The organism is Streptomyces sp. NPDC091209 (genome assembly GCF_044757755.1).
Classification (GTDB): Bacteria; Actinomycetota; Actinomycetes; order Streptomycetales; family Streptomycetaceae; genus Streptomyces.
Genome location: NZ_JBIVVR010000002.1, coordinates 394,187 through 418,768, shown reverse-complemented (window position 1 = coordinate 418,768; position 24,582 = coordinate 394,187). Strand labels below are relative to the sequence as shown.

Below are 24,582 nucleotides of genomic sequence, written 5' to 3'. Positions count from 1 at the left end.
GGTCGGGACAAGGGGGTCCGCCGCATCTGTGGAAAACGGCGTGCGGGAGGATCGCGCACATGACAGCACTCGACCTCAGCAGCCCCGTGGCAGTCGTCGGCACCGGCACCATGGGCCAGGGCATCGCCCAGGTCGCGCTGGTGGCGGGCCACCCGGTGCGGCTCTACGACGCGGTTCCCGGTCATGCCGCGGCGGCGGCCGAAGCGATCGGCGCCCGTCTCGACCGGCTCGTCGCGAAGGACCGGCTCACCGGCGCCGACCGGGACGCCGCGCGCGCCCGGCTCCAGCCGGCCGCGAGCCTCACCGACCTCGCGGACTGTGTGCTCGTCGTCGAGGCGGTACTGGAACAACTCGACGTCAAGCAGCGGCTGTTCAGCGATCTCGAAGACATCGTCGGGGACGACTGCCTGCTCGCCACCAACACCTCCTCGCTGTCCGTCACGGCCATCGGCGGCGCGCTGCGCAACCCGGGACGCCTCGTCGGGCTCCACTTCTTCAACCCGGCGCCACTTCTGCCTCTCGTGGAGGTCGTCTCCGGGTTCGCCACCGACGTCACCTCCGCCACGCGCGCGTACGAGACGGCCCGCGCCTGGGGCAAGACGCCCGTCGCCTGCGCGGACACACCCGGTTTCATCGTCAACCGCATCGCGCGGCCCTTCTACGCCGAGGCCTTCGCGGTCCACGAGTCCCAGGCCGCCGACCCCGCCACCATCGACGCGGTCCTGCGCGAGTCCGGTGGTTTCCGGATGGGCGCCTTCGAGCTCACGGACCTGATCGGCCAGGACGTCAACGAGTCCGTCACGCACTCCGTGTGGCAGTCCTTCTTCCAGGACGTGCGCTTCACTCCCTCGCTCGCCCAGCGGCGGCTCGTCGAGTCGGGCCGGCTGGGCCGCAAGACGGGCCACGGCTGGTACGACTACGGGGACGACGCCGAGCGGTCCGAGCCGCACACCGCGGAGAAGGCGCAGCCGCCCGCCTACGTCGTCGCCGAGGGCGACCTGGGCCCCGCCGCCGAGGTCCTCGGCCTGATCCGCGAGGCGGGCATCCAGGTCCGGGAGGACGAGGAGGACCACGGCACCCGCCTGGTGCTGCCGAGCGGCGGCCAGCTGGTCCTCGCCGACGGCCAGACCTCGGTCGAGTTCCGTGACGTCGTCTACTTCGACCTCGCGCTCGACTACCGCAAGGCCACCCGGATCGCCCTGTCGGCGTCCCAGGACACCGCTCCCCAGACGCTCTCCGAGGCCATCGGCCTCTTCCAGGCGCTGGGCAAGGACGTCAGCGTCATCGGGGACTGCCCCGGCATGATCGTCGCCCGCACGGTGGCCCGGATCGTCGACCTCGCGCACGACGCGGTCGCCAAGGGCGTGGCCACCGAGGAGGACATCGACACCGCGATGCGCCTCGGCGTCAACTACCCCCTGGGCCCCTTCGAGTGGAGCCGCAGGCTCGGCACGAACTGGTCGTACGACGTCCTGGACGAACTGCACGTACGCGACCCCTCCGGGCGCTACGCCCCGTCGCTGGCGCTCTACCGCCACGCGTACGCCAACGAGAAGCGGGAGGGCACCCAGTGACCACCGCCAAGCGGGACACCTACACCCCCGAGACGCTGCTCTCCGTCGCCGTCCAGGTCTTCAACGAGCGCGGCTACGACGGCACCTCCATGGAGCACCTCTCCAAGGCGGCCGGCATCTCCAAGTCGTCCATCTACCACCACGTCGCGGGCAAAGAGGAACTGCTGCGGCGCGCGGTGAGCCGGGCGCTGGACGGCCTCTTCGAGATCCTCGACGAGGAGCACGCGCGCGTGGGGCGTGCGGTCGAGCGCCTGGAGTACGTCGTACGGCGCATGGTCGAGGTGCTCACGTCCGAGCTGCCCTACGTGACCCTGCTCCTGCGCGTGCGCGGCAACACGGGCACCGAGCGGTGGGCCCTGGAGCGGCGCCGCGACTTCGACCACCGGGTCGCCGAGCTGCTGAAGGCCGCGGCCGCCGACGGGGACGTACGCGGTGACGTCGAGGTCCGGCTCGCGACGCGGCTGGTCTTCGGAATGATCAACTCGCTCGTGGAGTGGTACCGCCCCGACGCGCGGGGCATGGGCGCGCGGGAAGTGGCCGACGCCGTGGTGGTGCTGGTCTTCGGAGGGCTCCGGCAGGAGTCGTGAGGCCCCACGAGTCGGGCAGTCTCGGGTTCGGGCAGGAGCCGTGAGGCCCGGGAGCCCGGCGGTGCCGGGCTCGTGCGGGAGCCCTGGGGTCCCGGAGTCCGGCCGTGCCGGGCGCGTGCAGCCGCTGTGGGGGGCCCTGGGCCCCGGCGGCCTCAGCCCTCCGGCTCCAGGTCCTCCTCCTCGAAGACCAGCAGGGTCCGGCTGCTGAGCACCTCCGGGATGGCCTGGAGACGGGTGAGCACCAGTTCGCGCAGCGCCCGGTTGTCCGGCGTGTGCACCAGAAGAAGCACGTCGAAGTCACCGCCCACCAGAGCGATGTGCGAGGCCCCGGGGAGCACCCTCAGCCGCTCCCGCACCGTGCGCCAGGAGTTCTGCACGATCTTGAGGGTGATGTACGCCGACGTGCCCTGCCCGGCGCGTTCGTGGTCGACGCGTGCCCCGAAGCCGCGGATCACACCGTCCTCGATGAGGCGGTTGATCCGCGCGTAGGCGTTGGCCCGTGACACATGGACCCGTTCGGCCACCGAGCGTATGGAGGCACGGCCGTCCGCCTGCAGTATGTGCAGGATGTCCTGGTCGATCGCGTCGAGCGGACGGGCGGGCGGAGCGACGGGGCCTGCCTCCGACGGCTCGGCCATTTGTTCAGGTGCCATGTCCCCCCGCCTCCCTACCATGGACGTACTGCGTCCATCTCAGGCTGCGCAGAACCGTTTGTCCACAGCCTGGTGGTGCCTGTAGCCAAAATGTGCCGACGACCGAACAATCGGTAGGTGAGGCGGGTCACATCCGTGACGCGTCCGAAGCCGCTCCCACGAGGAGGTGCCGTCATGACGGTCATGGAGCAGCGAGGGGCCTACCGGCCCACGCCGCCGCCCGCCTGGCAGCCCCGCACCGACCCCGCGCCGCTGCTGCCCGACGCGCTGCCCCACCGCGTCCTCGGCACCGACGCGGCCGCGCAGGTCGACCCGGTCCTGCTGCGCCGTCTGCACGCGGAACTGGTGCGTGGCCGCCGGTACAACGTCCAGGCCACCGCCCTCACCAAGCAGGGCCGTCTCGCGGTGTACCCCTCCAGCACCGGTCAGGAGGCCTGCGAGGTCGCCGCCGCGCTCGTGCTGGAGGAGCGCGACTGGCTCTTCCCCAGCTACCGGGACACCCTCGCCGCCGTCGCCCGCGGCCTCGACCCCGTCCAGGCCCTCACCCTTCTGCGCGGCGACTGGCACACCGGCTACGACCCGCACGAGCACCGCGTCGCGCCCCTGAGCACCCCTCTCGCGACCCAGCTCCCGCACGCCGTGGGCCTCGCGCACGCAGCCCGCCTCAAGGGCGACGACGTGGTCGCGCTCGCCCTGGTCGGCGACGGCGGCACCAGCGAGGGCGACTTCCACGAGGCGCTGAACTTCGCCGCCGTGTGGCAGGCGCCGGTCGTCTTCCTCGTGCAGAACAACGGTTTCGCCATCTCCGTCCCGCTCGCCAAGCAGACCGCCGCCCCGTCACTGGCCCACAAGGCCGTCGGCTACGGGATGCCGGGCCGCCTGGTCGACGGCAACGACGCGGTGGCCGTGCACCAGGTCCTGAGCGAGGCCATCGCCCACGCGCGCGCGGGCGGCGGTCCCACGCTCGTCGAGGCCGTGACGTACCGCATCGACGCCCATACGAACGCCGACGACGCCACCCGCTACCGCGGTGACTCCGAGGTCGAGACCTGGCGCGCGCACGACCCCATCGCGCTGGTCGAGCGCGAGCTGACCGAGCGCGGTCTGCTCGACGAGTCCGCCCTGAAGGCGGTGCGCGACGCCGCCGAGGCGATGGCCGCCGACCTGCGCGAGCGCATGAACCAGGACCCGGTGCTCGACCCCATGGATCTGTTCGCCCATGTGTATGCCCAACCCACTCCTCAACTGCTTGAGCAGGAGAGCCAGCTGAGAGCGGAGCTGGACGCCGAGGCGGACGGCACCCTCGGAGCGGGCCCGCACGGCCCGGAAGGAGCCGGGCGATGACCACCGTTGCCCTCAAACCGGCCACCATGGCGCAGGCGCTCGGGCGCGCTCTGCGCGACGCCATGGCCGCCGACCCGGCCGTCCATGTCATGGGCGAGGACGTCGGCACCCTCGGCGGTGTCTTCCGGGTCACCGACGGGCTCGCCAAGGAGTTCGGCGACGACCGCTGCACGGACACCCCGCTCGCCGAGGCGGGCATCCTCGGCGCGGCGGTCGGCATGGCCATGTACGGTCTGCGGCCCGTCGTGGAGATGCAGTTCGACGCGTTCGCCTACCCGGCGTTCGAGCAGCTGATCTCGCACGTGGCGAAGATGCGCAACCGCACGCGGGGCGCCATGCCCCTGCCCATCACCATCCGCGTCCCTTACGGCGGCGGCATCGGCGGGGTCGAGCACCACAGCGACTCCTCCGAGGCGTACTACATGGCGACCCCGGGCCTCCATGTCGTCATGCCCGCGACCGTCTCCGACGCCTACGGGCTGCTGCGTGAGGCCATCGCCTCGGACGACCCGGTCGTCTTCCTGGAGCCCAAGAGGCTGTACTGGTCGAAGGATTCCTGGAACCCGGACGAGCCGCCGGCCGTTGAGCCGATAGGCCGCGCGGTGGTGCGGCGCCCGGGCCGGAGCGCCACACTCATCACGTACGGGCCGTCCGTGCCCGTCTGCCTCGAAGCCGCCGAGGCGGCGCGGGCCGAGGGCTGGGACCTCGAAGTCGTCGACCTGCGCTCCCTGGTGCCGTTCGACGACGAGACGGTCGCGGCGTCGGTGCGGCGGACCGGGCGAGCGGTCGTCGTGCACGAGTCGGGCGGGTTCGGAGGACCGGGCGGGGAGATCGCGGCCCGCGTCACGGAGCGCTGCTTCCACCACCTGGAGGCGCCGGTGCTGCGCGTCGCGGGGTTCGACATCCCGTATCCGCCGCCGATGCTGGAGCGGCACCACCTGCCCGGCGTCGACCGGATCCTGGACGCCGTGGGGCGTCTGCAATGGGAGGCGCAGAGCTGATGGCACAGGTGCTGGAGTTCAAGCTCCCCGACCTCGGGGAGGGCCTCACCGAGGCGGAGATCGTCCGCTGGCTGGTGGAGGTCGGCGATGTCGTCGCCGTCGACCAGCTCGTCGTCGAGGTCGAGACGGCCAAGGCGATGGTGGAGGTCCCCTGTCCCTACGGCGGCGTGGTCACCGCCCGCTTCGGCGAGGAGGGCACGGAACTGCCCGTGGGGGCACCGCTGCTGACCGTCGCCGTGGGCGCCCCGGCCGGGGGCGACGGCGGCGAGCCCCACACGGACGACCGGAGCGACGAGGGCTCCGGGAACGTGCTGGTGGGTTACGGCACCGCGGCGCCCCCGGCGCGGCGCCGGAGAGTACGCCCCTCGGGTGGGGTCACGGCCGGTGGCCCACGCGCGGCCGGTGAGCCGACGGGGGTACCGTCCCCGACGGGCCTGGGCGCTTCGCCCGCCCCGGCCGAGCCCGCCCGGCCCGAGCCTGTCCGCCCCGAGCCCGCCCTTCTTGAGTCGGCGCGCCCCGAACCAGCCCGCCCCGAGCCCGTCGAGGCGCCGCGACCGGATGCGGCAGGCCGGACACCCACCGCCCGGAACGGCGTCGCCGCGACCCGCGGTGACGGCCCCGTGCCGGTCATCTCGCCCCTCGTGCGACGGCTCGCCCGGGAGAACGGCGTGGATCTGCGGGAGCTGGAGGGTTCCGGCCCCGAAGGACTCATCCTGCGGGCCGACGTCGAGTACGCGCTGCGTGCGGCCGCGGCCGGCCGGCTGCGATCGTCCGCCACCGCGGAGCACCATGCTCCGGGGGCCGGACCCGGCCTCGACGCGCCCGCCGCGGCGCCCTCGTACGACCGCGCGCCGGCTTCGGCATCGGCTTCCGTGACCTCGTACGCGGACATCGCGTCGGTCGTGCCCGGTGCGGCCGGTGTCTCCCGGGGCACCGCCCCGCAGGGTGTCCGGATCCCCCTCCGGGGTGTCCGGGGTGCCGTCGCCGACAAGCTCTCGCGCAGCCGGCGCGAGATACCCGACGCGACCTGCTGGGTGGACGCCGACGCGACGGAGCTCATGCGGGCACGCGGGGCGATGAACGCCGCGGGCGGCCCGAAGATCTCCCTGCTCGCCCTGCTGGCCCGGATCTGCACCGCGGCACTGGCCCGGTTCCCCGAGCTCAACTCGACGGTCGACATGGATGCCCGCGAGATCATCCGCCTCGACCAGGTGAACCTGGGCTTCGCGGCCCAGACCGAACGGGGGCTCGTGGTCCCCGTCGTACGGGACGCGCACACACGGGACGCCGAGGGGCTGAGCACGGAGTTCGGCCGGCTGACCGAGGCGGCCCGGACCGGGACGCTGACGCCCGCGGACCTCACCGGCGGCACCTTCACGCTGAACAACTACGGCGTGTTCGGCGTCGACGGCTCCACGCCGATCATCAACCACCCCGAGGCGGCCATGCTCGGCGTCGGCCGCATCATCCCCAAGCCCTGGGTGCACCAGGGCGAGTTGGCGGTGCGCCAGGTCGTCCAGCTCTCGCTCGCCTTCGACCACCGGGTGTGCGACGGCGGTACGGCGGGCGGTTTCCTGCGCTATGTGGCGGACTGCGTGGAACAGCCGGCGGTGCTGTTGCGCACCCTGTAGTCCCGGGGATCCCGTCACCCCCGTCCCCAGGCCGTGCCCCGGGGGGTGGCACCCGCCCTTCGGACACCCATACTCGGGGCATGACCGCTTACGAGCCCGAGGGCGCGACCGGGCGATCTGGCGGCTCCGGCCAGCGGGGCGCCCCCGGTGCCGATGCCGGGTACGACGCCGTCGTGCTCGCGGGGGGTGCGGCCCGTCGGCTCGGCGGTGCGGACAAGCCAGGCGTCCGGGTGGGCGGCCGGGCGCTGCTGGACCGGGTGCTGGCCGCTTGCGCCGGTGCCACCCGCACGGTGGTCGTGGCCGAACCCAGGTCCACCGCACGCCCCGTGGAGTGGGCCCGCGAGGACCCGCCCGGCGGGGGACCGGTGGCGGCGCTGGACGCCGGCCTGCGGCACACCACGGCCTCCCGCGTCGTCGTGCTCTCGGCCGACCTGCCGTTCCTGGAGGAGGGGACGGTACGGCGCTTGCTGGACACCCTTCGCGCTGACGGGACCCAGAGGACCCAGCCGGCCTCCGCGGAAGGCCGCCCCGACCCCGATGGGCTCGGCACCCACCCTGACGGTGTTCTCCTCACCGACCCCGACGGACGGGATCAGCCGCTCGTGGCCGTATACCGCGCGCAGGCGCTGCGCCGTGAGCTGGCCGTGCTCGCCGCCGCGCACGGGGGACTCGGCGGCCTGCCGCTACGACGGCTCGTCGCAGCCCTCGACCTCACCCGTGTCCCCGACCCCGTCGCGTCCTTCGACTGCGACACCTGGGACGACATCGCCGCCGCTCGAGCACGCATCAGGGAGCATGGGCACGTGCTGGATGAATGGATTTCCGCAGTCAAGGACGAGCTGGGCATCGACCTGGACGTCGACACCGGCGTTCTGCTCGACCTGGCCCGCGACGCCGCCCACGGAGTGGCCAGGCCGGCCGCCCCGCTGACCACGTTCCTCGTCGGATACGCGGCCGCGCGGGCCGGCGGAGGACCGGAAGCGGTCGCCGAGGCCGCCCGCAAGGCCGTCGCACTCGCGCTCCGCTGGACCGACGAGGACACCCCCGACGCCAAACCGGAGGCGGACACCGCGTCTCCCGGCACCCCCACCACCCCCGCCGGAGCCACCCCGACGGCCCCCGCCACCGAGCCGGACGCCGGATGACCGCCGCCCGCTCCACCCGGGACAGCCACGGCAGTCAAGACAGCCAGGATGCCGACGACTTCGACGTCGAGGAGGCGCTCGCCCTGGTCAAGGGGACCGGCAGCCGTGCGCCCGGCGATGCCGGCCGAGCGGACAGCGCCGTCCTCGGCCCTCGGGGAACCGACGGCGCAGCGGTCCCCGCGCCCGACGCGCGGAACAGCGGCAAGAGCGAGCAGACCCACCACCGGGCCATCCCGTGGCCCGAGGCCCGAACCGTCGCCGAGCGTGCCGCCCGGTCCCTGCCGGGCCGTACCCCCGTCCCGGTCCCCCTCGACGCCTCCCTCGGCCTCGTCCTCGCAGCCCCCCTGACCGCGCTCACGGACCTGCCCTCCTTCGACACCTCCGCCATGGACGGCTGGGCCGTCGCCGGACCCGGACCCTGGGAGGTGCGGGAGGACGGCGTACTCGCCGGGCACGCGGAGCCGGAGCGGCTCGGCGACGGCGAGGCGGTCCGGATCGCCACCGGGGCACGCGTCCCGCGGGACGCGACCGCCGTCCTGCGCAGCGAACACGGCCGTCTCGACGACAAGGGCCGGTTGCACGCGGGCGGCACGCACGCCTCCGGCTCCGCCCGCTCCCGGGGAATCCCGGCGATCGCCCACGGGCAGGACATCCGCCCGCGGGGTCAGGAGTGCCGCAGCGGCGACCAGTTGCTGCCGCTCGGAGTGCTGGTCACCCCCGCCGTACTGGGCCTCGCGGCGGCTGCCGGGTACGACACGCTCGCCGTCGTGCCCCGCCCGCGTGCCGAAGTTCTCGTCCTCGGTGATGAGTTGCTGACCGAGGGACTGCCCCGGGAGGGATTCATCCGGGACGCGCTCGGTCCCATGCTGCCGCCGTGGCTGCGGGCGCTCGGCGCCGAGGTCGTCGCGGTACGCCGGCTCGGCGACGACGCCAAGGCGCTGCACAAGGCGATCACCGGCTCCCGGGCCGACCTGATCGTCACCACCGGCGGTACAGCCGGTGGCCCCGTCGACCACGTCCACCCCACGCTGCGCAGGATCGGCGCGGAACTGTTGGTGGACGGCGTCAAAGTACGGCCGGGACATCCCATGCTGCTGGCCCGCACCCGGGAGGACCAGTACCTCGTCGGCCTGCCCGGCAACCCCCTCGCCGCCGTCTCCGGACTGCTCACGCTCGCTGAGCCGCTGCTGCGCACCCTGGCCGGACGCGCGGCCCCGGAGCCGTACACGCTCCCCCTCAAGGAAGCCGTGCAGGGTCACCCGTACGACACCCGGATCGTCCCCGTCTCGCTGCGTGGCGACCGGGCCGCGCCCCTGCACTACAACGGCCCGGCGATGCTGCGGGGCATCGCCGCCTCCGATGCGCTCGCCGTCGTACCGCCGGGCGGCGCGCGGGCCGGGCAGGAGTTGGAACTCATCGATCTGCCGTGGGCCACCGCGGGGATCGAGGCGTGCTTCGACTGAGCCGGCCGACGGCGGGAGCGGGCATGAGTCCGAGCCGGGAGTGTTTCACGTGAAACCTCCGATGGCGCTGCCGGTCAACGGGTGGGTGCTGCCTGCCTGATCGAGATCACGCGGTCTCCGGCCTGGAGACGTGCGGCTTGCGGCTCGGCGTAGTCATAGAGGGTCTTCCCGCGTACGACGGCCACGACCAGATCCGTGGACTCTCGGGCTGACCGACCGACCTCGTCCACTGCCACGGGACGTTCCACGATATCGAGTCCACTCCCGTAGGTCATCAGATTCTCCAGGGTGTCTGCCACATGGGGGTTGACCATGGACGCGCCGAGGAGGCGTCCCGCGGAACTGGAACTGGTGACGACTGTGTCGGCTCCGCTCTGCTTCAACAGCGGAACGTTCTCGTCTTCGCGCACCGCGGCGACGATGGTCGCGCGCTTGTTGAGCTGGCGCGCGGTAAGCGTGACCAACGCAGCGGTGTCGTCGCGCTGCGGGGCAACGATCACCTGGGCGGCACTCTGCAACTCGGCCTTTCGAAGGGTCTCGGACCGGGTGGCGTCTCCGAGTACGGACACCAGCCCGTCACTTCCGGCGGCCTCCACGGCCTTTCGTTCCGGATCGACAACAACGATCTTGTCTTTGCGGATGCCCTGCCCCAGAAGCGTCTCGATGGCCTGCCGGCCCTTGGTCCCGTAGCCGACGACGACCACGTGATCCCGCATGCGGGAGCGCCACCGATGGACACGTACCTGCTGGCGGGTGCGCTCGGTCAGCACTTCGAGCGTGGTGCCGACCAGGATGATCAGGAAGAGGACGCGCAGCGGCGTGATGACGAAGATGTTGATGAGCCGGGCGGTGTCGCTGACCGGGGTGATGTCCCCGTACCCGGTGGTGGAGAGGGTGACGGTCGCGTAGTAGGCGGCATCGAGGAAGTCGATGCTGCCGTCCGCGTTGTCGTTGTAGCCGTCGCGGTCGAGCCAGACGATGAGCGTCGTGACGAAGAGGACCACCAAGGCCATGGCCAGGCGCCGTAGAACCTGCTGGAGAGGCGGCACGCTGCTCTCGATGGGCATCGTGATGGAACGTCCGGCCTCGGCATCGTCCAGAGCCTCGGCCCGTGACCGGTACCAGAGAGACCGGAGAATCGAGAACTTTCCGGTCCTGGAGGGAGGTTGCTCCTCGTCGTTCATTGCCTGCCCCTGCGACGGCGATCCACCGAGCCGGCACCATGATTCCGGATCAAGCCGCATAAGCGGCGCAAGGGCAATCGCCGGCATGCCGGTTGTGCCTGAAGGGGGCAACCGTCGGTCGACGACGGAGAGTGCGGCGGTTCAGGAGTTCTTGATCGCGGAGATCTCGAACTCGAGCACGATCTTTTCGCTGACCAGGACACCGCCGGTTTCGAGCGCGGCGTTCCAGATAACGCCGTAGTCCTTGCGGTTGATGGTGACCGAACCTTCGAGTCCCACACGCAGGTTGCCGAACGGGTCGGTGGCGGTGCCCTCGTAGGTGAACGGGATGGTCACCGGATGGGTGACGCCCTTGACGGTGAGGTCGCCGGTGACGGCGAAGCTGGTGTCGTCGCTGCGCTCGACGGAAGTGGAGACGAAGGTGATCTCCGGGAACTCGTCCATGTTGAGGAAGTCGTTGCTGCGCAGGTGCTCATCGCGCTGGGCGTTGCGGGTGTCGACGCTGGTGGCCTTGATGGTCACTTTCCCGGTCGACTTGGCCGGGTCCGCACCGTCGAAGTACGCGGTGCCGTCGAACTCGTTGAACGCGCCACGAACCTTGGTCACCATCGCGTGCCGGGCCACGAATCCGATCCGGCTGTGCGAGGCGTCGAGGGTGTAGTGCCCGGTCAGGGCGGTCAGGTCGGTCGGAGACGTAGTCACGGGACCTCCCGGGAGAGATGGAACATTAGCGACATATTCAAACGTAGCAGTCATTAATTGCCTATGACGTGGTGGGTGATATCCGGTCGGTGAGGGTCATATGGCAGTGCTGCGGGCCGGTCCAGGGCTGTCCCCGCAAGCCGCCCCGACGCGCTCACCGCACAAGGTCGTTGTCCACGTTCTGAAGGTGCTTTCACGAAACCGCTGGAGGGCGGCCTTGAGGGATCACACCGTTGTTGTCGGGTTCGGGACCAAGGGGCGGTCGGCCGTTGAGACCGTCTGTGCGACCGGGCTCAAGAAGGAACAGGTCGTGGTCGTCGACCCGAGTCCGAGAGCGGTCGACGCGGCGACGGCCGACGGGTACGCGGGAGTGATCGGGGACGCCACGCGCAGCGATGTGCTGATGCGCGCCGAGGTCCACAAGGCACGGCAGATCATCATCGCCACGCAGCGGGACGACACCGCGGTCCTGGTCACTCTGACGGCCCGGCAGCTCAATCGCGGAGCGAAGATCGTCGCCGCCGTCCGCGAGGAGGAGAACGCGCCACTGCTCCGGCAGTCCGGCGCCGACGCGGTCATCACCAGCGCCAGCGCGGCCGGCCGGCTGCTCGGGCTCTCCGTGCTCAGCCCCGCCGCGGGCATGGTGATGGAGGACCTCATCCATCAGGGCAGCGGGCTCGACATCGTCGAGCGGCCCGTGACGAAGGCCGAGGTGGGCAAGGGCGTCCGGGAGACCGCCGACCTGGTGGTCAGTGTCGTACGGGGGCATCGCGTCCTTGGCTACGACGATCCGGACGTCGGCGCGCTGCAGCCGACGGACCGGCTGATCACGATCACGCGGGTCACCCGGAGCACCCGGAGGACGCCGGGCATCCGGCCCCTGCCGCAGGAATAGGCGGCACCTCTCAGGAGTAGCGTCCCTCCTATGTACGCGATCACGATTCCTGAACCTGGTGGGCCCGAGGCGCTGGTGTGGGACGAGGTCCCCGATCCGGTACCGGCCGAGGGCGAAGTGCTGGTCGAGGTGGTGGCCAGCGCCGTCAACCGAGCCGATCTGCTGCAGCGGCAGGGCCTGTACAACCCGCCGCCCGGGGCCTCCCCCTACCCCGGACTCGAATGCTCGGGACGTGTCGCGGCGGTCGGCACGGGCGTCCTGGGCTGGGCGGTCGGCGACGAGGTGTGCGCGCTGCTCTCGGGCGGCGGATACGCCCAGAAGGTCGCCGTCCCGGCCGGGCAGCTGCTGCCCGTACCCGCGGGACTTGACGTCCGGCAGGCCGCGGCGCTGCCCGAGGTGACGTGCACCGTCTGGTCGAACGTCTTCATGGTCTCCCACCTGCGTCCCGGCGAGACCCTGCTCGTGCACGGCGGCTCCAGCGGCATCGGCACCATGGCGATCCAACTGGCGAAGGCCGTCGGCGCGAAGGTCGCGGTCACGGCGGGCACCAAGGAGAAGCTCGACTTCTGCGCGGAGCTGGGCGCGGACATCCTGATCAACTACCGCGAGCAGGACTTCGTCGAGGAGATCGAGCGGGCCACCGGCGGGGCGGGGGCCGACGTCATCCTCGACAACATGGGCGCCAAGTACCTCGACCCGAACGTGCGCGCCCTCGCCGTCAACGGACGGCTCGCCATCATCGGCATGCAGGGCGGCATCAAGGCGGAGCTGAACATCGCCGCCCTCCTGACTAAGCGGGCCGCCGTCAGCGCGACCTCGCTGCGCGCCAGGCCGCTGAGCGAGAAGGCGGCGATCGTGGCGGCGGTACGCGAGCACGTGTGGCCGCTGATCGACTCCGGCCATGTCCGTCCGGTCATCGACCGCGAGCTGCCGATGAGCGACGCCGCGGGGGCGCACCGGGTGCTGGAGGAGAGCAGCCACATCGGAAAGGTGCTGCTCGTCGCCCCCTAGCGCACGCCCAGGCGTGCCGTATCTGTGTGCTTCGGGGCGGGCGTGCCCGCACACCTCAGGCGCGGCGCGCCCGCAGGGCCAGGAAGGCCAGCCCCAGGCCCAGGCCTATGAGGATCAGGCCGCTGCCCAGCGGCAGTATCTCCAGGGCCGGGTCGGGCGTGGTGCCGGGGCCCACGACGCTCTGCTGGACGGGGGCCGCTTCGCTGCTGCTGGAGGACTCGGGGGCCAGGCTCGGATCCGTGAGCCCCGGGTCGGTGTCGGCGGCGGGTGCCGTGTCCTGGAGGTCCGGGGTGTTCGGGCTGTCCTGGCTGTCCGGCGTGTCCGGCTCCGAGCGGCCGGGCCGGACGCGCCCCTCGCCCGCGAAGCTCCCCGCACGGGAGGGGTCCGCCGTAGGAGTGGGCCGGGCGGGTTCGGAAGCGGCGGGCCCGGCCGCCTCCGAGGCGGCGGTCCCGTCGGCGGACGGAACCGGGCCGGCGCTGTAGGAGGGGGCCCCGGAGCTTGCGGACGGCCCGGAGGCGGTGGGGCCGGCGGTGCCCGAGGTGGCGGTCCCGTCGGCGGAGGGGACCGGGGTGGCGCTGTACGAGGGGGTCCCGGCGCTTGCGGGGGCGGCGTTCGTGAGGGGGCCGGCGCCGTTCAGCAGGGCGGCCGCCAGCAGTCCGGCCGTGGGCAGGGTGCGGAGCCATGGAGTCACGTCGGTGACCCCCTCCCGGTACGGTTCGCCAAGACGGGTGCCGTGATCGACGGAACCAGCCTCACATGACCCCGTGATCCCGGCATCTCGACAGAAAGTGACCTCATTCGCGCACTTCAGGGGCCCTGGCACCGCGACTCCTGGCGAACTGGGCCCTCGTACGTGGTGGATCACCGTGTACGGGGGGCACCACCGTGATGGAGTACGTGGGTGCGAGAGAATGGCGGCATGGAGATGCCGAGGAACGAACGGTCGCCGGAGAACCCTCAGATCCTGGTTGTCGGCCAGGACGGGATGGCTCTCGGCGGCACCGGGGACGAGGACTCCCGCGAGATCCCGGTGACGGAGATGGTGGAACAGCCCGCCAAGGTGATGCGCATCGGCAGCATGATCAAGCAGCTGCTGGAGGAGGTGCGCGCCGCACCTCTGGACGAGGCCAGCCGGGTCCGGCTCAAGGAGATCCACGCGAGTTCCGTCAAGGAGCTGGAGGACGGTCTGGCCCCGGAGCTCGTGGAGGAACTGGAGCGGCTCTCCCTGCCCTTCACGGACGAGGGGACCCCCAGCGACGCGGAACTGCGGATCGCGCAGGCTCAGTTGGTGGGCTGGCTCGAAGGGCTCTTCCACGGGATCCAGACGACCCTGTTCGCGCAGCAGATGGCGGCCAGGGCGCAGCTTGAGCAGATGCGCCGTGCCCTGCCGCCGGGTGTCGGCGGTCTGGAGGGCGACGAGGACCCCCGTACGGGAGGCCGCTCGGGCGGACCGTACCTGTAACCACCCAGGTCACCGAGCCACCCAGGTCACCGAGCCACCCAGGTCACCGAGCCATCCAGGTCACCTGGCCGTCCCGGTCACCTGGCCGTCCCGGTCACCTGGCCGTCCCGGCCGACAAGGCCACCCCAGCGAACAAGGTCACCCCGACCGAAACGGGCCCGGCACCGAAGTGCCGGGCCCGTTCCCGAATCCGCTGGTGAAGCACCTTCGTCCCGCTCGGACCTGACGGGCCGCCGCCCGCACGCCCGAACCGCTTGGCGCGCGTTCAGGGATTCCTCAAGAGGGGTTGCCCGAGGACACCTTGAGCTCGATCTCGGGCATGTTCTTGGGGTCGACGTTGTCTCCGGCGGAGGGGAACTGGTCCATGACCGTGTCCTCGCCGTACGTGTTCTCGTCCACCCGCGTGATCTTCATCTGCCAACCGGCGGCCTGGAAGCAGGACTTCACCGAGGTGAGGTTCTTGAAGTGGAAGTCCGGGACCTGGATCTTGGCCGGGTCGTCGTACGCTTCCTGCGGAGCCGTGCACTTCTCGGTGTCGATCGTCTTCGAGGTGTCCGGACCCTTGTGCCCCGCGACCGCGGTGGACGACTGGCTGGGGGTGCCGCCGCCCTTGTTGTCGTCGCCGGTTCCGGCGTTCATGGTGAGCGCGGTGATCAGGCCGCCGATCGCGATGAGCGCGACCACGACCGCGCCGATCACGACCGCCCTGTTGCTCCCGCCGTCGCCCGGCCCACCGGGGGCGTGCTGGGGCGAGAGGTTGTAGGGCGGCGGGGTCGACGTGCCGTGCTGCCCGGAGTACGCGGACGTCTGCGGCGGAGTCGGGTAGCCGCCCTGCTGCGGGTAGCCGTACGCGGGGGCGGGTGTCGGCGCGCCGTACGGGCCCGGCTGGTACGGCATCTGCACGGGGCCGGGTGCCGGGGTGCCCTGGTCGACCGGCGGGAAGACGGCGGAGCCGACGCCCGAGCCGCTCGGCGTCTGGGCGCCCGGCACGATGTTCGGCGCGGCGGCCTGGAACGACTGGGCGACGCGCAGGCACTCGTCCCGCATGATCTCGGCGCTGGGGAAGCGTTCGTTCGGGTTCTTCTTCAGCGCGCGGGCGATCAGCGCGTCCACCGCCGGGGGCAGCGAGCGGTTGACCGAGGAGGGCGCGACCGGCTGCTCCTGGACGTGCGCGTAGGCGATGGCCAGCGGCGAGTCCGCCTCGAACGGCAGCCGCCCGGTGACCAGTTGGAACAGCATGATGCCGACCGAGTACAGGTCGGACCGGGCGTCGACGCCCCGGCCGAGGGCCTGCTCCGGGGAGAGGTACTGCGGGGTGCCGACGACCATGCCGGTCTGCGTCATGGAGGTGACGCCGGACTGCATGGCGCGGGCGATGCCGAAGTCCATGACCTTGACGACGTTGCGCTTGGTCATCATGACGTTGCCCGGCTTGATGTCCCGGTGGACCAGGCCCATCTCGTGGCTGATCTCCAGGGCCGCCAGCACATCGGCGGTGATCTTCAGGGCCTTGTCGGCGGGCATCGCGCCGTACTGCTGGATGTCCGCGTCGAGGACCGAGCCGAGCGGCTTGCCCTCGATGTACTCCATGACGATGTACGGCGTCGTCATGCCGTCGAGGTCGTCCTCGCCGGTGTCGAAGACCGAGACGATGTTCGTGTGCGTGAGCTTGGCCACCGCCTGTGCCTCGCGGCGGAAGCGCTCGCGGAAGGCCTGTTCCCGGCCGAGTTCGGTGTGCAGCGTCTTGATCGCGACCTGGCGGTCGAGCACCGAGTCGTAGGCGAGATGCACCGAGGCCATACCGCCCTCGCCGAGCAGATCGCGCAGCTGGTAGCGGCCGCCGGCGACCGCGCGCCCCGCGTACCGGCCCTGTGCGCCGTCCTGGCTCATGTTCTGCGTCCCCCGGCATCGGTGATCGATAGGCTTATTCCGGGCCAAGTCTGCCCGAGGGCACGGACACGTCAAGCTCGGTGCCCGTTCCGTGACCGTCTGAGAAAGAAGCGTCGCGGAAGCGTTACAGGTGGCGTACGGCCGGTACACGGAATGGACACCGACGGACCTTCGAAGGGTTGGCCGGCCGGTCCATCTCACGTTCATCTCGGACCGGTGTCATGCGCGGAACCTGTAGCGTGGCCCGACGGAGACCGTAACAACCACCGCGCAGACCGCGGGCAGAAACGACGGCGAGGACTGATGGCACAGCAGCAGCGCGCTCAGGGCCCGTCCGACCCCGAGGCGACTGGCGGCGGTATGTCAGATGCGCCGGAGATGTGGGGTAACGGCGGGTTGGTCGGCGATGGCCGGTATCGGCTCACGCACAGACTCGGCCGGGGCGGTATGGCCGAGGTGTTCGCCGCCGAGGACGTGCGCCTGGGGCGGACGGTGGCGGTCAAGCTGCTCCGTTCCGACCTGGCCGAGGACCCCGTGTCCAAGGCGCGTTTCACACGCGAGGCACAGTCGGTCGCGGGGCTCAACCACCATGCGGTCGTCGCCGTGTACGACTCCGGCGAGGACGTGGTCGGGCACGGTGTCGTCCCGTACATCGTGATGGAGATCGTCGAGGGTCACACGATCCGCGATCTGCTGATCAACGCCGAGGCCCCCGGGCCCGAGCAGGCGCTGATCATCGTCTCCGGTGTCCTGGAGGCGCTCGCCTACTCGCACCAGCACGGCATCGTGCACCGCGACATCAAGCCGGCGAACGTGATCATCACGGAGACCGGCGCGGTCAAGGTGATGGACTTCGGCATCGCGCGCGCCCTGCACGGCGCGCAGTCGACGATGACGCAGACCGGCATGGTCATGGGCACCCCGCAGTACCTCTCCCCGGAGCAAGCGCTCGGCAAGGCCGTCGACCACCGGTCCGACCTGTACGCGACCGGCTGTCTGCTCTACGAACTCCTCGCGCTGCGGCCCCCGTTCACCGGGGAGACGCCGCTCTCGGTCGTCTACCAGCACGTCCAGGACATCCCGATGCCTCCCTCGGAGGTCTCGGGCGAGGTACCGCCGGAGCTCGACGGGCTCGTCATGCGCGCCCTCGCGAAGGACCCGGACGACCGGTTCCAGACCGCCGAGGAGATGCGCGGACTCGTCCAGTACGCGCTGCAGATGCTGTACGACCAGGGCAGTCACACCGGCACCTGGAACACGGGCCCGGTCACCGTGCACGACGGGCTGCACGCCGCGGCGTCCGGTTTCACCGGTACGGCCGCGCTTCCGCACCCCGGGGACTCCGGGACCACGCAGATCCCGGCGCCGCTCATCCCGCCCTACCGGGGCGGCGGTGACGACGGCGGCTTCGAGGGGCGCGGCAACCAGGGCGGTGGCCGCGGCAAGCTGTGGATCCTCGCGGTCTTCGCCGTGATCGCCATCGCGGCGGGTGTCGCGCTGGCGCTCAACAACACCGGCAACGGCGGGGGCGCGGGGACCGGCACCTCGCAGCCGCCGGCGGCCACGCACTCCAGCAAGAGCGACGACTCCACCAAGCAGCCGACCGACGCGGCCACGGACCAGTCCACGGACGACACCTCGGACGACTCGACCAACACCGGCGGCGGCACGGACTACACCCCGTCGTACGAGCCGACCCAGCGAACCACCAGCCAGCCGCCGTCGTACCAGCCGACCGACGAGCCGACGAAGCCGGCGCCGACCACGACGGCCCCGACGACCGAACCGACCGCTCCGACGACGGATCCGGCGTCCAGCGATCCGGCGGGCGGCGGCACCGAGTCCCCCGCCGCGGGGACCGTGGGCTGACCTGACCCGGCGGGTCCGGACGGATCCGGGAAGAGCACGCTCTCCGCGCGCGGGGAGCCCACGACGGGCTCCCCGCGCGCGGCGCTGTCCGGGCGTCCGGCGCCGCATCGTTCACCGGCGCCGCATTGTTCAGTGGTGCTGCTGTTCCGCCTGTATGCGCGCCACATAGGCCGCCGCTTGCGACCGGCGCTGCATTCCCAGTTTGGAGAGCAGGCTCGACACATAATTCTTGATCGTTTTCTCGGCGAGGTGCAATCGCTCTCCGATCAGACGATTGGTGAGCCCTTCTCCGATCAGGTCGAGGATCTTGCGTTCCTGGTCGGTGAGGCGGGCGAGCCGGTCGTCGCCCCTGGTGCCGCCGCCGTCCCGCAGCCGCTCCAGGACACGCGCGGTGGCCGCCGGGTCGAGCAGGGATTTTCCGGCCGCGACATCCCGTACGGCCGCGAGCAGCTCATTGCCGCGGATGGCCTTGAGGACATAGCCCGACGCGCCCGCCATGATCGCGTCGAACAGGGCCTCGTCGTCGGCGTACGAGGTCAGCATCAGGCATTTGATGTCCTCGTTCGCGGAGAGGATCTCGCGGCAGACCTCCACGCCGCTGCCGTCCGGGAGGCGCACGTCCAGGACGGCCACGTCCGGGCGGGTGGCCGGGATCCGGACCAGTGCGTCGGCCGCCGTACCGGCCTCACCCACCACTTCGATGTCGTCCTCGACCGAGAGCAGTTCGTGGACCCCGCGGCGGACCACTTCGTGGTCATCGAGGAGGAATACGGTGATTTTCCCGATTTCACGCACGCTGTCAGTCTCACACACGATCATGGGCATTGCCCCAGGTGAACTCTTCCCGAGTCCGGGGTGGCCGGGATAACGTGCCGGTGTTCCGGCCCCCTGCAAGGCTGTAACCAGTGCTGTGACCAGCGACTGTTCCCGATCTGCTCGATCTAGTAGGAAATCCACGTATCCAAGTACTTGGATTTCCTAGCAAAATCGCAGGTCAGGAGGGGTTTCACAGAATTGTGAAGCACTGGGTAACGTGACTGTTGCAGGGCGCTCGCCGGGGCACCTGTCACGTCTGTTCCCGGCCGAGTGGCACCCACCCCGTGCACGGGTGCCGGAACAGGCGAGCCGCTCCCCCGAGCTCAAACCGCGAGCGAGGGGGACCCCAGCCTTCCGGCAACCCCGGGGGCCGGACCGACGGAGGAGCACACGTGACCGTGGAGAGCACTGCCGCGCGCAAGCCGCGACGCAGCGCCGGTACGAAGAGCGCTGCGAGCGCCAGTACGACCGGTACCAAGAGCGCCGCGAGCAGGAGCGCAGGCGCGGCCGCCAAGAAGTCGCCGGGCGCGACGGGCGGCGAGCCGGAGCTCGTTCAGCTGCTGACCCCGGAAGGCAAGCGGGTCAAGGACGCCACGTACGACCCGTACGTCGCCGACATCACCCCCGAGGAGCTGCGGGGCCTGTACCGGGACATGGTCCTGAGCCGCCGCTTCGACGCGGAGGCCACCTCCCTGCAGCGCCAGGGCGAGCTGGGCCTGTGGGCCTCGATGCTCGGCCAGGAGGCCGCCCAGATCGGTTCGGGCCGGGCCACCCGCGACGACGACTACGTCTTCCCGACCTACCGCGAGCACGGCGTCGCCTGGTGCCGCGGGGTCGACCCGACCAACCTGCTCGGCATGTTCCGGGGTGTGAACAACGGCGGCTGGGACCCGAACGGCAACAACTTCCACCTGTACACGATCGTCATCGGCTCGCAGACGCTGCACGCCACCGGCTATGCCATGGGCATCGCCAAGGACGGCGCCGACTCGGCCGTGATCGCGTACTTCGGTGACGGCGCCTCCAGCCAGGGCGACGTCCTCGAAGCCTTCAACTTCGGGGCGGTCTACAACGCTCCCGTGGTGTTCTTCTGCCAGAACAACCAGTGGGCGATCTCCGAGCCGACCGAGCGCCAGATGCGCGTGCCGCTGTACCAGCGCGCGCAGGGCTTCGGCTTCCCCGGCGTGCGCGTGGACGGCAACGACGTCCTCGCCAGCCTCGCGGTGACCCGCTGGGCGCTGGAGCGGGCCCGCAACGGCGAGGGCCCCACCCTGGTGGAGGCGTACACCTACCGCATGGGCGCGCACACCACCTCCGACGACCCGACGAAGTACCGGGCCGACGAGGAGCGCGAGGCGTGGGAGGCGAAGGACCCGATCCTGCGCCTGCGCGCCTACCTGGAGGCCGCGGGCCACGCCGACGAGGCGTTCTTCGCGGAACTCGAGACCGAGAGCGAAGCGTTGGGCAAGCGGGTGCGCGAAGTCGTACGGGCCATGCCTGACCCGGACAAGTTCGCCATCTTCGAGAACGTGTACGCGGACGGGCACGCGCTCGTCGACGAGGAGCGCGCCCAGTTCGCCGCCTACCAGGCGTCGTTCGCGGACGCAGGGGAGGGCAAGTAGCCATGGCGACCGAAAAGATGGCGCTGGCCAAGGCGATCAACGAATCGCTGCGCACGGCCCTCGACGCCGACCCCAAGGTCCTCATCATGGGCGAGGACGTCGGCAAGCTCGGCGGTGTCTTCCGGGTCACCGACGGGCTCCAGAAGGACTTCGGCGAGGAGCGGGTCATCGACACCCCGCTCGCCGAGTCGGGCATCGTCGGCACCGCGATCGGCCTGGCCCTGCGCGGCTACCGCCCGGTCGTGGAGATCCAGTTCGACGGGTTCGTCTTCCCTGCGTACGACCAGATCGTCACCCAGCTCGCGAAGATGCACGCGCGGGCGCTGGGCAAGATCAAGCTCCCCGTCGTCATCCGCATCCCGTACGGCGGCGGCATCGGCGCCGTCGAGCACCACTCGGAGTCCCCCGAGGCGCTCTTCGCGCACGTGGCGGGCCTGAAGGTGGTCTCCCCCTCGAACGCCGGCGACGCCTACTGGATGATGCAGCAGGCCATCCAGAGCGACGACCCGGTGATCTTCTTCGAGCCGAAGCGGCGCTACTGGGACAAGGCCGAGGTCAACAAGGACGCCATCCCCGGTCCGCTGCACAAGGCGCGGGTGGCCCGCGAGGGCGCCGACCTCACCCTGGTCGCGTACGGCCCGATGGTGAAGGTCTGCCTGGAGGCCGCCGCGGCCGCCCAGGAGGAGGGCAAGTCGATCGAGGTCCTGGACCTGCGCTCGATGTCGCCGATCGACTTCGACTCCATCCAGGCCTCGGTCGAGAAGACCCGCCGCCTGGTCGTGGTGCACGAGGCCCCGGTGTTCCTCGGGACGGGCGCGGAGATCGCGGCCCGTATCACCGAGCGGTGCTTCTACCACCTGGAGGCGCCCGTCCTGCGGGTCGGCGGCTATCACGCCCCGTATCCGCCGGCCCGCCTGGAGGACGAGTACCTTCCGGGCCTGGACCGCGTGCTCGACGCCGTCGACCGCTCGCTGGCGTACTGAGGAGAGAGTCGTGACGACGATGACTGAGAACGCGTCGGGACTCCGCGAGTTCAAGATGCCCGACGTGGGCGAGGGACTCACCGAGGCGGAGATCCTCAAGTGGTACGTCCAGCCCGGTGACACGGTCACCGACGGGCAGGTGGTCTGCGAGGTCGAGACCGCCAAGGCCGCGGTCGAACTGCCGATCCCGTTCACCGGTGTGGTGGCCGCGCTCCACTTCCCCGAGGGCACGACGGTGGACGTCGGCCAGGTGATCATCGCGGTGGACGTGTCCGGTGGCACGGCGCCCGCGCAGGCGGCCCCGGCCGTCGGGCAGGCACCCGCCGTTCCTGCCGTTCCCGCTGCTGCCGCCGCTCCGGCGGCGGAGGCGGCCCCCGCGGAGGAGGCCAAGCCCGAGGGCCGCACGCCGGTCCTCGTCGGGTACGGCGTGGCGGAGTCCTCCACCAAGCGGCGCCCCCGCAAGGGAGCCGAGACCCCGGCCCAGGGGAGCGAGACGCTCTACGCGGCCACCGCCATCCAGGGCGAGCTCAACGGCCACGGGCCCGCGACCCAGCAGCGGCCGCTCGCCAAGCCGCCCGTCCGCAAGCTCGCCAAGGACCTCGGGGTCGACCTGGCGACGGTCACCCCGTCGGGCCCGGACGGCATCATCACGCGGGAGGACGTGCACGCGGCGGCAGCCCCGGCGCAGGCACCCGCTCCCGCTCCGGTCGCCGCCCCGGCCCCGGCTCCGCAGGCCCCGGCTCCCGTCCAGCCGCAGGTTCCGGCCCCGGCCGCGTCCTACGACGGCGCGCGGGAGACCCGGATCCCGGTCAAGGGTGTCCGCAAGGCGATCGCCACCGCGATGGTGGGCTCGGCGTTCACCGCGCCGCACGTCACCGAGTTCGTGACGCTCGACGTGACGCGCACGATGCGGCTGGTCGAGGAGCTCAAGCAGGACAAGGACATGCAGGGGCTGCGGGTCAATCCGCTGCTGCTCGTCGCGAAGGCCCTGCTGGTCGCGATCAAGCGCAACCCCGGCGTCAACGCGTCCTGGGACGAGGCCAACCAGGAGATCGTCCAGAAGCACTATGTGAATCTGGGCATCGCCGCCGCCACCCCCCGCGGTCTGATCGTGCCGAACATCAAGGACGCCCACACCAAGACCCTGCCGCAACTGGCCGAGTCGCTGGGCGAGTTGGTGGCCACGGCCCGTGAGGGCAAGACCTCACCGGCCGCGATGCAGGGCGGCACGGTGACGATCACCAACGTCGGCGTCTTCGGCGTCGACACGGGCACGCCGATCCTCAACCCCGGCGAGTCCGCGATCCTCGCGGTGGGCGCGATCAAGCTCCAGCCCTGGGTCCACAAGGGCAAGGTCAAGCCCCGTCAGGTCACCACGCTGGCGTTGTCCTTCGACCACCGCCTGGTCGACGGCGAGCTCGGCTCCCGGGTGCTCGCCGACACCGCGGCCGTCCTGGAGCAGCCCAAGCGGCTGATCACCTGGGCGTGAGCCGACCGGCCGGCAGGACGTGGGTCCCGCCGGCCGCCCGGAAGTGATTCCGTAACCGCCGAGGGCGCCTCCTCCCGTAGGGGAAGAGGCGCCCTCGGCATGGCCGAGCCGGTTTCCGGCCGGCCCGCGACACGAGAGGGGCCCGCCGCGCACAGTCCGGCAGGCCCCTCTTTTCGCTCTTTGTCCGTGCGCTTCTCGCTGTCCGCGTGCCTTACTTGGCGAAGCTGTAGTTCATCAGCTTGGTGGCGTCCGACTCGCGGGCCGGGATGGACGTCGAGGCGAGGACCGTCCCGATGACCGTCTTGCCGTTGCGGGTGGCGGCGAAGACGAGGCAGTAGTGGGCCTCGGGGCCGGAGCCGGTCTTCACGCCGATGGCGCCGCTGTAGCTGCTGAGCAGTCCGTTGGTGTTGACCCACGGCGCCATGGTGCGCGTGGTGTTGACCTTCGTCACCGTCTTCGCCGTGTACGACTTCGTCTTGACGACGGTCCTGAACGTGGAGTTCTTCATGGCGCTGCTGGCGATCTTCGTCAGGTCGCGCGGTGTCGACCAGTTGTTGCCGTTGCCGATGCCGTCGAACGAGTCGAAGTGCGTGTGCGCCAGGTGCAGGCTCGTCGCGGCCGCGTTCATCTTGCCGATGAACGACTTCACGCGGGCGGCGGTGCTCGTGCCCGTGCCGAACTTGTCGGCGAGCGCGTAGGCGGCGTCGCAGCCCGACGGCAGCATCAGACCGTAGAGGAGCTGACGGACGGTGACCTTGTCACCGACGATCAGGTGGGCCTGCGAGGCGTTCTTGGCGACCACGTAGTCGCTGTACGTCTTCAGGATCGTGACCTTGGCGTCCAGGTTCAGGTTCGGCTGGGCCAGAACCACCTTGGCCGTCATGATCTTCGTGGTGGAGCCGGTGGACAGCGGGGTGTCCGCCGCCTTCGTGTAGAGGGTCGTGGCGGTGCCGTCGTTCATGACGTAGCCGCCCTTGGCGACGATCGTGGGCGTGGCGACCGCGCCCGCGGGCGCGGCGCCGAAGGCTCCGGCCGCCAGCACGGCGCCGGTCGTGAGGGTCACAGCGGCGGCCCTGCGGAAACGCGTGCCCTTAATGCCGGTAATCAAAATAAACGCTCCGTATGCGCGAAATGCCCCTGAGAGAGCGGCACATGGCAGTGCCGTCTCACGTTCGGACTCGCGGGGCGCGCAAAGGGATGTATGGCAAACGGGTGGGATTCATGTGACCTGAGTTACAGCCAGGGGCAGTTGGGGTCCGCA

The 24,582-nt window shown here is 71.0% G+C and carries 20 protein-coding genes and 1 pseudogene; 14 read left to right on the top strand and 7 right to left on the bottom strand.

All coding sequences use genetic code 11. The annotated features are described in order from the left end of the window. Window positions 1–59: 59 nt before the first annotated feature. Together ACIQRL_RS08845 and ACIQRL_RS08840 are read left to right on the top strand one after the other, a co-directional pair. Window positions 60–1,574, top strand: coding sequence for a 3-hydroxyacyl-CoA dehydrogenase (locus tag ACIQRL_RS08845; protein ID WP_401328968.1), 1,515 nt, complete (start codon window positions 60–62; stop codon window positions 1,572–1,574). Further along, complete coding sequence (locus ACIQRL_RS08840; protein ID WP_401328965.1) at window positions 1,571–2,161, top strand: TetR/AcrR family transcriptional regulator; 591 nt, start codon at window positions 1,571–1,573, stop codon at window positions 2,159–2,161. Before ACIQRL_RS08845 ends, ACIQRL_RS08840 begins: the two co-directional genes overlap by 4 nt. 152 nt (window positions 2,162–2,313) lie before the next feature. Here the strand turns inward: ACIQRL_RS08840 and ACIQRL_RS08835 are convergent, their stop codons facing one another. Then, window positions 2,314–2,814 (bottom strand): Lrp/AsnC family transcriptional regulator, encoded by a 501-nt coding sequence (locus tag ACIQRL_RS08835; protein ID WP_401328962.1) that lies wholly within the window; start codon window positions 2,812–2,814, stop codon window positions 2,314–2,316. A gap of 174 nt (window positions 2,815–2,988) precedes the next feature. Here ACIQRL_RS08835 and pdhA (ACIQRL_RS08830) point away from each other — a divergent pair, with 174 nt between their 5' ends. From pdhA (ACIQRL_RS08830) to ACIQRL_RS08810, 5 genes are all read left to right on the top strand, one after another. Further along, window positions 2,989–4,158 carry a pyruvate dehydrogenase (acetyl-transferring) E1 component subunit alpha gene (gene pdhA / locus ACIQRL_RS08830; RefSeq protein ID WP_401328960.1) on the top strand — a complete coding sequence of 390 codons (1,170 nt, stop codon included), beginning with the start codon at window positions 2,989–2,991 and terminating at the stop codon, window positions 4,156–4,158. Further along, on the top strand, window positions 4,155–5,159 hold the full coding sequence (locus ACIQRL_RS08825; protein ID WP_401328958.1) for an alpha-ketoacid dehydrogenase subunit beta: 1,005 nt from the start codon (window positions 4,155–4,157) through the stop codon (window positions 5,157–5,159). The genes pdhA (ACIQRL_RS08830) and ACIQRL_RS08825 overlap by 4 nt, the downstream gene beginning before the upstream one ends. Beyond that, complete coding sequence (locus ACIQRL_RS08820) at window positions 5,159–6,790, top strand: dihydrolipoamide acetyltransferase family protein (protein WP_401329562.1); 1,632 nt, start codon at window positions 5,159–5,161, stop codon at window positions 6,788–6,790. The genes ACIQRL_RS08825 and ACIQRL_RS08820 overlap by 1 nt, the downstream gene beginning before the upstream one ends. An 80-nt stretch (window positions 6,791–6,870) precedes the next feature. Further along, entirely contained in the window at window positions 6,871–7,935 is a 1,065-nt protein-coding gene (locus ACIQRL_RS08815; RefSeq protein ID WP_401328955.1) for a DUF6457 domain-containing protein, read from the top strand. Further along, window positions 7,932–9,398 (top strand): molybdopterin molybdotransferase MoeA, encoded by a 1,467-nt coding sequence (locus ACIQRL_RS08810; RefSeq protein ID WP_401328952.1) that lies wholly within the window; start codon window positions 7,932–7,934, stop codon window positions 9,396–9,398. The genes ACIQRL_RS08815 and ACIQRL_RS08810 overlap by 4 nt, the downstream gene beginning before the upstream one ends. A 74-nt stretch (window positions 9,399–9,472) precedes the next feature. Here ACIQRL_RS08810 and ACIQRL_RS08805 read toward each other — a convergent pair whose 3' ends face one another. Continuing rightward, on the bottom strand, window positions 9,473–10,582 hold the full coding sequence (locus ACIQRL_RS08805; protein ID WP_401329559.1) for a potassium channel family protein: 1,110 nt from the start codon (window positions 10,580–10,582) through the stop codon (window positions 9,473–9,475). A gap of 141 nt (window positions 10,583–10,723) precedes the next feature. Then, window positions 10,724–11,284 carry a YceI family protein gene (locus ACIQRL_RS08800; RefSeq protein WP_401328949.1) on the bottom strand — a complete coding sequence of 187 codons (561 nt, stop codon included), beginning with the start codon at window positions 11,282–11,284 and terminating at the stop codon, window positions 10,724–10,726. 199 nt (window positions 11,285–11,483) lie between these two features. Here ACIQRL_RS08800 and ACIQRL_RS08795 point away from each other — a divergent pair. Together ACIQRL_RS08795 and ACIQRL_RS08790 are read left to right on the top strand one after the other, a co-directional pair. Next, window positions 11,484–12,179, top strand: a pseudogene (locus tag ACIQRL_RS08795) (potassium channel family protein); the annotation flags it as partial. 30 nt (window positions 12,180–12,209) lie between these two features. Continuing rightward, window positions 12,210–13,190 (top strand): NAD(P)H-quinone oxidoreductase, encoded by a 981-nt coding sequence (locus ACIQRL_RS08790; protein ID WP_401328947.1) that lies wholly within the window; start codon window positions 12,210–12,212, stop codon window positions 13,188–13,190. 55 nt (window positions 13,191–13,245) lie between these two features. Here ACIQRL_RS08790 and ACIQRL_RS08785 read toward each other — a convergent pair whose 3' ends face one another. Continuing rightward, window positions 13,246–13,881, bottom strand: coding sequence for a hypothetical protein (locus ACIQRL_RS08785; protein ID WP_401328944.1), 636 nt, complete (start codon window positions 13,879–13,881; stop codon window positions 13,246–13,248). Window positions 13,882–14,109: 228 nt separating this feature from the next. Here ACIQRL_RS08785 and ACIQRL_RS08780 point away from each other — a divergent pair, with 228 nt between their 5' ends. After that, window positions 14,110–14,652, top strand: a complete 543-nt coding sequence (locus ACIQRL_RS08780) for a bacterial proteasome activator family protein (RefSeq protein ID WP_037614800.1) — start codon at window positions 14,110–14,112, stop codon at window positions 14,650–14,652. A 276-nt stretch (window positions 14,653–14,928) separates the two neighbouring features. Here ACIQRL_RS08780 and ACIQRL_RS08775 read toward each other — a convergent pair whose 3' ends face one another. Next, the gene (locus tag ACIQRL_RS08775) at window positions 14,929–16,542 is read right to left on the bottom strand and encodes a protein kinase (RefSeq protein ID WP_401328941.1); all 1,614 of its coding nucleotides are present in this window, start codon (window positions 16,540–16,542) and stop codon (window positions 14,929–14,931) included. Window positions 16,543–16,845: 303 nt separating this feature from the next. Between ACIQRL_RS08775 and ACIQRL_RS08770 the strand changes: the two genes are divergently transcribed. Next, window positions 16,846–18,411, top strand: a complete 1,566-nt coding sequence (locus tag ACIQRL_RS08770; protein ID WP_401328938.1) for a protein kinase — start codon at window positions 16,846–16,848, stop codon at window positions 18,409–18,411. A gap of 129 nt (window positions 18,412–18,540) precedes the next feature. Here ACIQRL_RS08770 and ACIQRL_RS08765 read toward each other — a convergent pair whose 3' ends face one another. Next, complete coding sequence (locus ACIQRL_RS08765) at window positions 18,541–19,206, bottom strand: response regulator (RefSeq protein ID WP_401328935.1); 666 nt, start codon at window positions 19,204–19,206, stop codon at window positions 18,541–18,543. 413 nt (window positions 19,207–19,619) lie between these two features. Between ACIQRL_RS08765 and pdhA (ACIQRL_RS08760) the strand changes: the two genes are divergently transcribed. The 3 genes from pdhA (ACIQRL_RS08760) to ACIQRL_RS08750 are packed head-to-tail and all read left to right on the top strand — an operon-like array spanning window position 19,620 to window position 23,321. Next, window positions 19,620–20,849, top strand: a complete 1,230-nt coding sequence (gene pdhA, locus ACIQRL_RS08760; RefSeq protein ID WP_401328933.1) for a pyruvate dehydrogenase (acetyl-transferring) E1 component subunit alpha — start codon at window positions 19,620–19,622, stop codon at window positions 20,847–20,849. Window positions 20,850–20,851: 2 nt separating this feature from the next. Next, window positions 20,852–21,832, top strand: coding sequence for an alpha-ketoacid dehydrogenase subunit beta (locus ACIQRL_RS08755; RefSeq protein WP_401328930.1), 981 nt, complete (start codon window positions 20,852–20,854; stop codon window positions 21,830–21,832). A 10-nt stretch (window positions 21,833–21,842) separates the two neighbouring features. Further along, window positions 21,843–23,321, top strand: coding sequence for a dihydrolipoamide acetyltransferase family protein (locus ACIQRL_RS08750; protein ID WP_401328927.1), 1,479 nt, complete (start codon window positions 21,843–21,845; stop codon window positions 23,319–23,321). Window positions 23,322–23,532: 211 nt separating this feature from the next. Here the strand turns inward: ACIQRL_RS08750 and ACIQRL_RS08745 are convergent, their stop codons facing one another. Continuing rightward, on the bottom strand, window positions 23,533–24,429 hold the full coding sequence (locus tag ACIQRL_RS08745; RefSeq protein WP_401328924.1) for a D-alanyl-D-alanine carboxypeptidase family protein: 897 nt from the start codon (window positions 24,427–24,429) through the stop codon (window positions 23,533–23,535). Between the last annotated feature and the right edge of the window lie 153 nt (window positions 24,430–24,582).